Origin of the sequence: Cohnella silvisoli, assembly GCF_021190915.1 — a bacterium.
GTDB lineage: Bacteria > Bacillota > Bacilli > Paenibacillales > Paenibacillaceae > Cohnella > Cohnella silvisoli.
In genome coordinates, this window is record NZ_JAIOAP010000028.1 from 34,711 (window position 1) to 47,648 (window position 12,938).

The following is a 12,938-nucleotide window of genomic DNA, read 5'->3' on the forward strand; positions in this document are numbered from 1 at the left end:
TTTAGGCTCGCCCCTCATTCTTTACTTTACTCTTTGGTTGCCAACACTTTCAGTAGAACGGTTACGGCCTCTGCTCTTGTCATTTGGGCATGCGGGTCGAATTTGTTTGATCCTTTACCTTCGATATAGCCAATCTTCTTAATAGCTGCGACTGCACCTTTCGCCCACGCCGGAATATCCCTATCATCCGCGAAGCCGGTCGGTACATTCGCTTCCAAAGACAGACCAGAGGCTTTTGCAACCATCATCGCCATCTCGGCGCGAGTAATGACCGCTTCCGGACGGAAAGTCCCGTCCTCGTAGCCTTTAATGCAGCCGGCTTGCACCGCCTGCGCCACCGCGCTCTTCGCCCATGCCCCGATCTTCGCCTCATCGGTGAAAGTCAGTGCCGTTCCCGCTCCTTTCGGCTTTAACGCATTCATCAGCATAACCGTAAATTCCGCGCGCGTCACGGTACGATTCGGCTTAAACGTTTTATCGGGATAGCCCGTGACGATTCCGTTGCTAACTGCTTGCTTGATCGAGGCTTCAGCCCAATGTCCGACAATGTCGCTTAATTGATTCGTAGGCTCCTCTGTCGATTCGCCGATTACGAATACGGCGTATTTCGTAAAATGATTGACCTTTACGGTGATTTGATTACCGCTTATCACGCTTCCAGTCACTTCTACCCAGCTTTTCTTCACCTCGTCATAGTAGAAGACCGCTACCGATTGGTTGGCTTTCAAGCTAGCAGGATCAAACTTGAAGGTAAGCGTAACCGAATTAATGAAGTTCTCCGGGAAATTTTTCAGAATTTCATATACCGCTGTTTTCAGAATTTCATTATTCAAGAGAAGCTTTGCCGCGTCCGTCACTTTGTCGATCGTTACTTTTAATTGTTTATCCGTAGCATTGGCCGGAATCGAAACGACGACCTCATTGTTCAAACTGACCTCGCCCGCCATACCTGCAGGAAGCGTCAGCCTGCCATCCGTCGAGTTTACTTTCGTGTCAGTTGGAGGCGTTGATCCGCCGCCGTTAGAAGGTGCAGCATTCACCGACAACGTATACGTAACCTTGCTAGTTCCATTCTGAGCGGTGACAATCACTTTCATGCCCGTCGCTAATGTGAACGCGCCGGTTACTCCACTGGCATCGTAAATCTCGAACGTTGCGTTAGCCGCTGGCGTGATCGCCGCTCTTAATGACGCTACCGTTGTTCCGTAGGGAATGTTCGTAATGCTCTCATTCGCAGTTCCGTTTATGCTCACTGTCCCAATCGTTGAGGTTAGCGTTGCTGCGTTGCTTAAAGCCGGAGCAACGGTCACCGTTACCGTCCAGTTCTGCGTGCTAACGCCATTTGCTGCTGTTACTACATACGTTACTAGGTTCGTGAAATTGTTAGGGGTCGTTCCGCTCGCTTGGTTGATGCTACCGACCTTCGCCGTCGCTCCTGCGGATAAGGCGAACGTAGCTATCAAGTTACTCAAGTTCGTGCCATGCGCCACTTCAATCGCCACCGTGTGTGCGGTCGCGTCGATCGTCGCGGCTCCGGTTTGCGCCGCCAAGCTGAAAGCCGTAATGTCTTTCGCACTGCTCGCCGCAACGGTCACAGTAACTTTCCAATCCTGTGTCGTTCCGTTCGCCGCTGTCACCGTGTACGTAACCGGGCTCGAGAAATCGTTAGGGGTCGTACCACTCGTTTGGTTGATGCTACCGACCTTCGCCGAGGCTCCCGCGGATAAAACAAACGTAGCTATCAAGTTACTCAAGTTCGTGCCATGCGCCACTTCAATCGCCACCGTGTGCGCGGTCGCGTCGATCGTCGCGGCTCTGGTTTGCGCAGCCAAGCTGAAAGCCTTGATGTCTTTCGCGTTGCCTGTCGAAACTGTGACGGTGACCGTCCAATTTTGCACCGTCGATCCTTCTTCCGATCTCACAACGTAAGTGACAGGGGTCGTGAAATTGTTGGCGGTCGTGTTGCTCGTTTGCGTCCTTCTACCCACCTTCACTATTGCATTTGGTGATGTCGTAAATGTGGCGATCAAGCTGCTTACGTTAGTCCCATACGCGACTTCGATGGCAATTTCATGCGTAGTTGCGTCGATGATGGCCGGTCCAGTCTGCGCGGCAAGGCTAAAGGACTTGATGTCCGTCTCGGTGTTCGGCGCGGTGATGATGACCATCCAGTCCTGCGTCGTTCCGTTAGCCGCTTTTACCGTATACGTAACACTCGGCGCAAAATTATTAGGAGTCGTTCCGCTCGTTTGATTGGCGCTGCCCACCTTCGCCGTTGCCCCCGGGGATAAAGCGAATGTGGCGATCATACCGTTCCGGTTTGTACCGTAAACAACTTCTATAACCACCAGGTGTGAGTTCGAATCAATAACGGCCGGTTTCGTTTGATTAGGCACGCTGAAAGACGTGATGTCTTTCGCGCTCATCAACACGGTAACGGTAACCGTCCAATTCTGCGTGCTGCCGTCTTCCGCTTTGACCGTGTACACGACCGGCCCCGTAAAATCGTTAGCGGTCGTGCCGCTCGTCTGACTGACTCCACCGACTCCGCCGACTTTCGCCGTAGCTCCAGCGGATAATGAAAATGCGGCATTTAAGCCCGTCAAGTTCGTCCCATATGCGACTTCGATGGTGACCGTATGAGCGGTCCCGTCGATCGTAGCCGCATTCGTTTCCTCCGCCAGGCTGAACAACGTAATCGCTTTTTCACTGTTCTTGATGACCGACACCGTATAAGTTACTTTCGTCGTGCCATCTTGCGCGGTTACGATCACCTTTTTCCCCGTTGCCAATCGGGTTGCGACTGTTGTCCCGTCCGCGTCATAGACTTCGAAAGTCGCATCCGCCGCGGGCGTGATCACTGCCTTCAGCGCGGATAACTTCGTGCCGTAAGGGATATTTGCGATCGTTTCAATAGGCGATGCGCCCGGGCTCACGTCCCCGATCGCGGAAGTCAAAGTCGCATCCGCGCTTGGAACGATCCATCTCGCATATAGCTTCGTCTCGGACGAAAGCTTGATGGCATCCCCCGGTTTGTAAGCAACCCCGCTTCCGTTCACGCTCGTGCTCCACCCGTAAAATTCGTACCCGGATTTGACTAAATTCGCCGTAGGGAGAAGAACCGGCGCTCCCGGCGGATAAGATCCGCTATCGGGTACGGTGCCGCCGTCGTTGCCGTTACCGTCATAATCCAAGTAAACCTGGGCATTGTTCAAATAGGGATATCCGCTATTACGCGTCGCATCCAGCACCCAGATGTTTGTAAAGTCCCAACTATTGTAAGTACTTTGCGTCTTCATCTGTACCATGGATCGGCTAGTTCCACCCGCCGACGCGGACCGCCCGGTCGTATCGGCGTCGTAGAAACTATCCAGCGTCGTCGCGGACATGTTGTATCCGATTAGACCGCCTACTTCTTGGCTTCCGCTAACGACGGCTATGCTGCCGGAAGCATAACTGTTGCCAATGACGACGTCATGGTTGTAACCGACCAAGCCGCCGACGTAATATTTGCCGGTCACGCCGCCGGAAGCGTAACTATCGGATACGTTCCCCGCATTTTCGCCCGCTAAACCCCCGACATAAGAGCTTTCATAGTTTCCGATGACATTCCCAGAGGCATAGCTTTCGCTAACCGAACCTCCGTTCATGTTTCCGATCAAGCCACCGATGGCTTGAACACTGTCGCCGCTCACGTCCCCCGAGGCGAATGTCGCCACGATCGCACCGGAGGTGTTATTCCCGATCAAGCCGCCGATGGCGTTGCTTCCGTCGCTTCCGCTCACGCTTCCTACGGCATAGCTATACGAGATTTCTGCAGAATAGTTCTGACCGGCGAGCCCCCCGATGCTGCCGCCTCCGCTTACATTGCCCGAAGCGAAGCTTCTGCTGATTTTCCCTAAAAGATTGTTGCCGACCAAACCGCCTACCGAAAAACGCCCGGCTTCCCCGCTGACATCCCCCGAAGCGTAGCTGTCGGCGATCTGGGCGTCTTTGTTCCAACCGACTAGTCCACCCACGTTTTCCTTCCCTCCGACTTTGCCTAAAGCGTAACTCGATCGGATCTCTCCGGCTCCCGAATTGTTGCCGATCAAGCCGCCGATCTCCATATCCCCGTCGACTTGCCCGGAAGCGAAGCTTTTATCGATGATCATATCGGACTCTTCACCTATCAAGCCGCCTACTTCACGCTCTCCGCCGACTTTGCCCGAAGCATGGCTATCGACGACCGTACCCGAGTAGCCGCTGCCGATTAGTCCGCCAACGCTATTCTTTCCGCTGACTTCCCCCGACGCGGAACTATCGCTGATGATCGCGTTATTGCCACCAGATAAGCCGACCAGACCGCCGATCGCGGAGCTCCCGCTTCCGCCGACGACGCGCGCTGACGATCGGCTGTTGCGAATCTCTCCGTCGGCGTTATAGCCGACCAAGCCGCCGATATTATCGAAACCGCTAACGTCTCCCGAAACGTAGCTGTCGCTGATCGTGCCTCCGTCGTTGTACCCGGCTAAAACGCCCGCTTGTTGATTACCGTTTAGGTTCGCATTCTTGATATTCATGCTCATTAAGGAACTCCCCGATCCCAAATACCCGAACAAACCCATATAGTCGATGTCGGTATCGTTTATCGTCAGCCCCGTGATCTTGAACTCGTTGCCGTCCATCTGACCATAAAATGGGGTGTCGAAGTCTCCGATCGGAACCCAACTTGTGTAACCGCTCAGATCGATATCATCCGTCAACTTAAAATAAGTGTTCGGATCTAAATAAGCTCCCCTAACCAAATTAAGTTGGCTAGCCGTCCCGATAAGATAAGGGTTAACGGACGTACCGTCTCCCGGAAAAGCAGGTCCTGCCGCAAAGGCTTTCCCGCTTCCGAAAGCCCCTCCGGATATGGCACTGAACACCATTATCATCGTCAATATCATTTTCATCGCTTTATTTCCCAATTTGCGCATTTCTTTTTCTCCTCCCGGCCTATCCCTTTTCTTAAAAAAGGCAGAATTACGACTCAATAATGTAAGTCTACTGAAGCCGAATAAAAGAATAATGAAAAATCGACAACAGAAAACACAAAAAACCGCATGATATCAAGCCTTTTCAGCTCTTATCCACTGGTATAATTTTATTTTTCGACAAGACATTTACCGACAGCCGAAGCGGCAATAAATAGACAAAAACCGCGTAGCATCAAGCCTTCGCGGTTTTTGTTAACTGACGTAATATTTAATTCATCCATGCGGGGTCCGTAGAGAGCAATTCTCTTAACTTCACTACACCGAACGCAGGGTGTGAGCCAGTCAATTCAAGATGCAATTCAGGTTCGATTAGAACCTTAAGTTTGGTTGTGTTTAGTGATCTAATCGTTTTAAATTCTAGCAACTTTTGTTCAATCGATCTCTCAGAGCCTTCATTTTCTCCCCTTCAATAAGGTGCTCTATCACTTCAGAGACGTTCCATGTTCCATCGCCTTCATTGCATTGCAACCATCCATAAGATAATCCGGATAAAAATACTCCAATGTTTGCGGTGTACGCTCCAGAACCTCAATGGCTTCTTGCATATTAAAATTCATCAAAAATCGCGCAGGATACTCCGATCTTCTATAAGTCGGGGAGGAATGAGTGTCAGGCGTGAGCCTGAATGCCTTTTTCGGATGCTTCCTTCTCCTCTGAAATGTGCTATAATCAGCATGTGAGGAGGCGAACATATGATCGTAACGGTGACAGCGAAAATAAAAATCAAGCCAACGCAAGCTCAAGCAGAAGCGCTTCTGAAAACCGTCTTCGCTTATCGTAAAGGCTGCAACCTCGTATCTTCGGTGGTGTTTACCACCAGACAATTCAGGCAGCCTACCCTGCATCAAATCACTTACAATACGCTTCGCAGCACCATTGGCCTTCGATCCCAGATGTCTCAATCGGCCATGAAGACCGTCATCGCCAGATACAAGACCAATCAAAGCAATGGCCACGATTGGACACAAGTACAGTTTAAGCAGCCGGAGTACGATCTCGTATGGAATCGCGACTATTCGTTAACCTCCGGTTTGTTTTCAGTGAACACCTTGCAAGGGAGAATCAAGGTGCCCTTTGAGAGGAAAGCGATGGAGTTCTACTTTGATGGTTCCTGGATGTTCGGAACCGCGAAGCTTGTCCGCAAGCATCACAAGTGGTTTCTGCATATTCCAATGTCCAAGCAGATGCCCGAGCCGCAATTGGAAGAGATGACACAGATTGTAGGCATCGATCTGGGGATTAACTTTCTCGCGACAGCTTATGACACGCAGGGCAAAACCACCTTTTTTCCGGGTAGAGCGATTAAACGCAAGCGGGCGAAATACAAACAAATGCGCCAGCAGTTGCAGAAGAAGCAAACCCCATCCGCCCGCCGTAAGCTTAAACAAATGGGGCAACGAGAAACCCGTTGGATGACCGATGTAAACCACGCGGTCAGTAAGGCACTCGTTAGCCGATTTGGTGCGAAAACGCTGTTTGTGCTAGAGGATTTGACGGGTGTGCGCAACGCGACAGAAAAGGTCAAGCTCAAAGACCGTTATGTATCGGTATCGTGGGCGTTCCACCAACTGCGCAAGATGGTAGAGTATAAGGCACAACTTGCAGGATCTAGGATAATTGCAGTGGACCCGAAATATACCTCTCAACAATGTCCACTATGCAACCACAAGGAGAAAACCAATCGGGACAAGAAAAAGCATCACTTTTGTTGCCGAAATTGCGGCTATCAGAGCAACGATGACCGGATAGCGGCGATGAACCTTTTAGCCAAAGGAAGAAATACCTTGAAGAAGGTGCAAGCATAGCATGACTATGCTTGTAGGGCAGCTGTCAATCTGCCCGTCGGTAAGCGTAAGCTTGCCGTAGATGTGACACCAAGTTCTTAATGAACAGCCAAAGATCGGAGTCGAAAGACGTTTGCACGATTGGGTTGTCACAAGCCGCCACTTCAAAAGTTAGTTAAGTGGGGGTTATTGACAGAACTGCTCCTTTTTTGGGTACGTCTTTTGTTATCAGTTAATGATTCCAGATTGAATGATAATATAGCTGGCAGAATAATTCTCGGCGTAGAAATAATATTCCCCTGCTTCATCTGCCGTAATGGTGTAGGAAAACTCCTTTTCCTTTTTAACAAAGCCAGTGATCAATACACCATTTTTTATATAGCCGATTTCCATCCTTTCTCCCGTGCGATCTGAGTATTTGTTGGTTTTTATATCAAGCGCGAACCGGATGGACAGCTTATCACCTTTATTCAAATGCCAACCGGATTCGTCAACTTTTGTGAAAACAACTAGATCACCGTTATTAGTCAGCAACTCTGGTATCGCATATTTTCCGTTATTTTCCGCTGCGGCAATATTCGTTACCGAACCGGCATTGAGCGTGTGGAGTTTATCTTTATTAATAATATCACTGATGAGAACCCGCCTTTCAGATGTTTCGATTACAGTTCCGGCAGGGACTTCTTCCATGGATGCATAATTGGGCTCTTTAGCAATATGCCTGTTTTCGTTATTTAAGAGCATCGCGCCAAATAGCTTGCCTCCAGAAGCAGCATTAACGGCTACTGCAGACATTAACAAGGCGATAATAGCTGCGGCAATTAGAGTGATCTTCGCAGAGATTCTCTTTGTTTTGGGGGGAAGCTTATCCGTTCCCGCTTGCTGGCAATTGATTTTAGACATGACCAGTTGCCGAACCCTGTCTTTGTCGATGCTTAAATCCTCTTTCAGTTGAATGGCATCCGTATTTACAAAAGCATCCTCAAACATTTCGGAAATTTTTATTTTCAAGTAGGTACCCTCCTTCTGTTAATACTTGTCTCAAGTAGTCGCGTCCGCGTAAAAGCCTTGTTCTCACAGTGGATTCATTCATTTCCAGCCGACCTGCTATAACAATAGTTGTCTCCATGAAGAAATAATGCCTAATGAAGATTTCCCGGTCTACCTCTTTCATTGATGACAGTGCCCATTCGAGCATATTCTTTAGCTCCGATTGTTCGATGGGATCACTGGAATCATCCAATATTAAAATATCATCGTCTAACGAACAAATCTGGGGGTAATAGCTTCGCAACTTTTTGAGAGCCTGATTTCTTGCGATTGCAGCAAGGTATGATTTCAATGTACCGTTTTCATGAATCTTTGCCGCATTATGCCAAAGCAAGACAAATGCATCGGATACGACTTCCTCAATATCTTCGACTTTCATGTATGTACCGATCACGTTTCTCACAACCGTACTTACGTAGGCAGCATAAATATCAATAATCCTTTCCAAAGCGGAATGATGCCCTTGTTTTAACTGTTGAATTAGAGTCGTTTCCTCCAACTTCCCACCTCCTAAAGGCTTTCGTATATATATATCCAGTTTAGCGTTATAATGTTGCATTCGCCGATGGATGAAGACCTGAAAAAAGAAGCAGAATCCCTTTTTTCTGATCTGGGGTTAAACATGTCCACAGCGGTTAATATCTTTGTTCGTCAGTCTTTGCGGCAAGGTGGAATCCCTTTTGAAGTGCTGCCGGTAAAACCACAACAAAAAAACGGCATCTCTGCCGTTTTAAAGGTTAAGAATGGCGGGCCATAACGGGATCGAACCACTGCCCCTCCATTAATCAATCCATCCATTCGAGCGTTTGCAGCGTCCTGATGAACACGACCGCCGCTTGAGCGCGTGTTGTTGCACCCTTCGGATCGAACGATTTGGCATTAGTACCTGTCATGATTTTAAGCTTGATCATGAGGCGTATGTTCTCCAGATCGGCCGGGTCCAGGCTTCCGACATCCTTGTAGCCGTCCAAGCTTACGTACTCGCCAGTTATCGGCAGCTTATCGAGTTTAATGACCGCCGCCAGCATACTGGCCATCTCCGCGCGGGTCAGCGGCTGATCTGGATTGAAGCGCTTGCCGCTCACAAATCCAAGCAGACTAAGTTCCCTCGCTTGGGCCACCGCGCTGAAATACCACGCATCAGGTTGTACATCGTCATAGGCCGCTGAGCTGCCTGTCGATATTCTGCGTCCCATCGCTCGGACTAACATGGCGGTAAATTCTGCTCTCGTTACCGTTTTACCAGGGTCATACTTCCCTCCGCCCACTCCGTCAACTAGCCCTTTCGCTGCGGCAAGCTCGACATAGGACTGGCTCCAATGCTTCTGCACATCGGTGAATCTCACGGAATTTTGGGCTACTACGTATACACTGTTTGAATAAGAGCTGATCATTGCGTACCATGAACCGTCGACCTGTATCGTTCGAGCAGGGACAAACTCGAACATCTTCATCTTTTCGTTATAACGGAACGCGCCCCATTGCTCCGGCAACCGGGTCATATTTTTCGGCATGGGGATGATTCTAGTAAGCGGCTTACTGAATTGGTCAGCCGTTCCGATCGATTGTCCAGTCTTGGCGCTTATGATCTCGACGTGAAAATCCACGATTGCGCCCAGAATTTCGCCATGCGGCAAGCCGCTTGCAAACGCCGTCTGGATATTTTTGTCGCCGGATTTGTCCGTCAGGTTAATCTTGAAGCTGACATCCTCGGCTTTAAGGTTGTTGGCAGCCAGCAAATCATTAAGTCCAGGAATGAGCGACGCCAGATTGACCGGCACTTGATAACTGCCGTAAGGGGTCTTGATCTCGATCAGGAAATTAGCGTTTCGGGCTGCTAAGCCGGTTAACACAGACGCCGGCAGGCTCGCATAGGCAGTGCCGTTCTTCGGTGTCAATTCAAGCGTAACGGACGGCTTCGAGGTGTCGATTGCAGCCGGATCTAAGGGCGCGCCGTTCTGGTCGATGATTGGTTTTGCAATTGGAGGCGTAAAGCCGCCGCCGATGCTATGCACAGGCTCCACCGTTACCGTACGCGTAACTTCCGCGGCAGCGTTACCGGCCGGGTCCTGAACGTTATAACGAAGCGTATAGTCGCCCGCTTGTAGTGTATTCACAGTTCCCGTTACGACAATGCGGTCGGATACATCGCCGGAATAAGCATCCGTCGCTTGCGCTCCCGGATCGCTGAACATCGCGCCATAAGGTAGTCTCATCGCAGGATTGCCGCGCAAGACGAGAACTGGAGGCTGCGTATCTTTCACGTAGACGGCGCGCGACACGGACAAAGCTGCGTTGCCTGCCGAATCGAGAACATTATAGTCGAGCTTATAGTTTCCGATTGTATTCGTATCTACAGTTCCGGTCACCGTTATCGAGGCAGTTATGTTGCCGTCCTGCTTGTCATACGCCGTTGCGCCTGGGTCGGTAAACACGCTTCCCACTTCTACCGTCATCGGACTCGACCCATTCAAATAAATCGCCGGCGCGTCTCCATCGTAGATGTTCACGCTTCGAGTTGCCACACCGCGATTCCCCGCATGATCATAAACAACATATTGAACCGAATAAGTTCCCAGTGTTGCGGTATCGACCGTGCCCGAAATCACGATGGACGATGTCGGGATCACGCCGTCTATCGCATCCATTGCGATTGCCCCCGGTTCCGTATAGGTCCCGTCTTGCGGGATATTCATCGGATTGCTGCCGTTAAACGCAATCGTCGGCGCCGTGTTGTCAAGCACAAAAGCATTCGAAACGGCGTCAAGGACATTCCCGACTTGATCTGTCGCGCGAACGTGCAAATACCAGTTGCCGTCGCCGCTTATCTGCTTAAGCGTATCTCCGCTAGCAAAAGACAACCATCCACCGGTAGGAACGGCCGTGCTTTGCGTCCACGCGTATTGCAGCGAATCGGCATCGACGCCGCTTTCTGTGTCCGTTACGGTCACTATGCTTGCCGCCGTTTTCGACGATGACGCATTACCGTTCACATTAAATTGAACATTGGGAGGCGTCGAATCTCTAAGCACGGTAATCGTATACGTTTTGCCCGGTTTCAAGTACGGCTCGACCCGCACGGGGATTACGGTCGACGCTCCCGAGACGGCTACCGTCGCGGCGCTACCGCTTGCTTGCAACTGATTGTTGACAAATAATACAGCGTTGGTTGTGTCTGTCAGCGTAGCCGTTACATGCACGTTCGATACCGAAGGTCCGAAATAGGAATACGTATAAGACGTGACGGAGGGTAAAAATGTTGTGTCAAAGGACCCTTCTTGCATCGTTAGATTGTTCAGGTTATCGTTGCCTGGCACGTTCGTTTGACCACTTTCATTATTTCCCCAAGCGACGACAGTACCGTCCGCTTTCAGCGCAAGCGAATGCCTCCATCCCGCACTGATCGCCATGACTCCAGAGAGCCCCGTCGGCACGGTCGTTTGACCTCTATCATTTGCTCCCCAGGCGACAACGGTGCCATCCGCTTTCAGCGCAAGCGAATAGTACCCTGCCGCGGCGATCGACACGACTCCAGAGAGCCCCGCCGGCGCGTTCGATTGACCCCAATCATTATTGCCCCAACCGACGACAGTGCCGTCCGCTTTCAGCGCCAGTGAGTGGTAATATCCCGCAGCAATCGATACGACCCCATTCAGACCCGATGGCACATTCGTTTGACCATCAACATTAAATCCCCAAGCGACGACGGTGCCGTCCGCTTTTAGCGCCAACGAATGGAACCCTCCCGCGGCGATCGACCCCACCCCATTCAGACCTGGCGGCACGGTCGTTTGACCACTACTATTATCTCCCCAAGCGACAACGGTGCCGTCCGCTTTCAGCGCAAGCGAATGTGAGTATCCCGCGGCGATCGACACCACACTGAAGAGCCCGCCTGGCACGTTCGTTTGACGGGAATCATTACGACCCCAAGCGACGACGGTGCCGTCCGCTTTCAGCGCCAGTGTGTGGAATTCTCCCGCGGCGATCGACCCCACCCCATTCAGACCTGGCGGCACGTACGGATCACTTATGAGCTCTCTATGTCCCCAACCAACGACGGTGCCGTCCGTTTTCAGCACCATCGAATGGTTCCCTCCCGCGGCGATCTTACTTCCTTTGATCGATGAGACAAGATCAGCCGGCACGTTCGTTTGACCTCGACTATTATCTCCCCACGCGACGACGGTGCCGTCTGCTTTCAGCGCCATCGAATATAAGTATCCTGCGGCGATCGACACCACTCCATTCAGTCCTGCCGGCACGGTCGTCTGACCCAAACTATTATCGCCCCAGGCGACGACGGTACCGTCCGTTTTCAGTGCCAGCGAATATTCTAATCCCGCAGCAATCGACACGACCCCGTTCAGTCCTGCCGGCACAGTCGTTTGACCTTTATTATTTTGTCCCCATGCTACGACTGTGCCATCCGATTTCAGCGCCAGCGAGTGGTACCCTCCCGCGGCGATCGATACTACCCCGGAGAGCCCACCCGGTACGGTTGTTTGACCGTCACTATTATATCCCCAAGCGACGACGGCACCGTCCGTTTTCAGCGCCATCGAATGCGCGTATCCCGCAGCAATCGACTTTACTCCAGAGAGCCCACCCGGTACGGTCGTTTGACCGTCACTATTATATCCCCAAGCGACGACGGCACCGTCTGTTTTCAGCGCCATCGAATGGAACCCTCCCGCGGCGATCGATACTACCTCAGAGAGCCCTACCGGCACAATCGTTTGACTAGTACTATTATTCCCCGAGGCGACGACAGTGCCGTCCGCTTTCAACGCCAACGAATGGTTCCCTCCCCCAGCGATCGACAGCACCCCAGAGAGCCCTACCGGCACATTCGTTTGACGATTACTATTCCCCCAGGTGACGACAGTGCCGTCCGCTTTCAACGCCAACAAATGGTATGCTCCCGCGGCGATTTTCACAACTCGGCTTCCGATTCCCGTTTGCGCTGCATCCGCCAATTGGGGACCGTATGGCACCGCCACGCTCAGCAGCAGCACGAAGGATAAAGCAAGATGAACGATCTTTCGCCATTTAATCGATAACATGAATCTTTCACACTCCA

5 protein-coding genes and 2 pseudogenes are annotated in these 12,938 nt (G+C 51.2%); 2 read left to right on the forward strand and 5 right to left on the reverse strand.

The genetic code is table 11. The annotated features are described in order from the left end of the window. Positions 1-26: 26 nt before the first annotated feature. Together K7P76_RS32065 and K7P76_RS32070 are read right to left on the reverse strand one after the other, a co-directional pair. Entirely contained in the window at positions 27-4,961 is a 4,935-nt protein-coding gene (locus tag K7P76_RS32065; RefSeq protein WP_232190170.1) for an SGBP N-terminal domain-containing protein, read from the reverse strand. Positions 4,962-5,250: 289 nt separating this feature from the next. Further along, a pseudogene (locus K7P76_RS32070) lies at positions 5,251-5,578 on the reverse strand (DinB family protein); the annotation flags it as partial. Between the two features lie 135 nt (positions 5,579-5,713). On the opposite strand from K7P76_RS32070, the pseudogene K7P76_RS32075 reads away from it, so the two are divergent. Further along, positions 5,714-6,831: pseudogene (locus tag K7P76_RS32075) on the forward strand (RNA-guided endonuclease InsQ/TnpB family protein). 202 nt (positions 6,832-7,033) lie between these two features. On the opposite strand, the gene K7P76_RS32080 reads toward K7P76_RS32075, so the two are convergent. Both K7P76_RS32080 and K7P76_RS32085 read right to left on the reverse strand, forming a co-directional pair. Next, on the reverse strand, positions 7,034-7,816 hold the full coding sequence (locus tag K7P76_RS32080; protein ID WP_232190172.1) for a hypothetical protein: 783 nt from the start codon (positions 7,814-7,816) through the stop codon (positions 7,034-7,036). Next, entirely contained in the window at positions 7,788-8,354 is a 567-nt protein-coding gene (locus K7P76_RS32085) for a sigma-70 family RNA polymerase sigma factor (protein ID WP_232190173.1), read from the reverse strand. Before K7P76_RS32085 ends, K7P76_RS32080 begins: the two co-directional genes overlap by 29 nt. A 66-nt stretch (positions 8,355-8,420) precedes the next feature. Here K7P76_RS32085 and K7P76_RS32090 point away from each other — a divergent pair, with 66 nt between their 5' ends. Continuing rightward, positions 8,421-8,612, forward strand: a complete 192-nt coding sequence (locus tag K7P76_RS32090; protein ID WP_232190174.1) for a type II toxin-antitoxin system RelB/DinJ family antitoxin — start codon at positions 8,421-8,423, stop codon at positions 8,610-8,612. Between the two features lie 28 nt (positions 8,613-8,640). On the opposite strand, the gene K7P76_RS32095 is transcribed toward K7P76_RS32090, so the two are convergent. Next, positions 8,641-12,921: an RCC1 domain-containing protein gene (locus K7P76_RS32095; protein WP_232190175.1), complete on the reverse strand. Its 4,281-nt coding sequence runs from the start codon at positions 12,919-12,921 to the stop codon at positions 8,641-8,643. Positions 12,922-12,938: the final 17 nt, after the last annotated feature.

Coding starts and splice junctions, on each gene's coding strand:
- K7P76_RS32090 (WP_232190174.1), top strand. CDS start 8,421: ATGGATGAAGACCTGAAAAAAGAAGCAGAATCCCTTTTTTCTGATCTG.
- K7P76_RS32095 (WP_232190175.1), bottom strand. CDS start 12,921: ATGTTATCGATTAAATGGCGAAAGATCGTTCATCTTGCTTTATCCTTC.
- K7P76_RS32065 (WP_232190170.1), bottom strand. CDS start 4,961: ATGCGCAAATTGGGAAATAAAGCGATGAAAATGATATTGACGATGATA.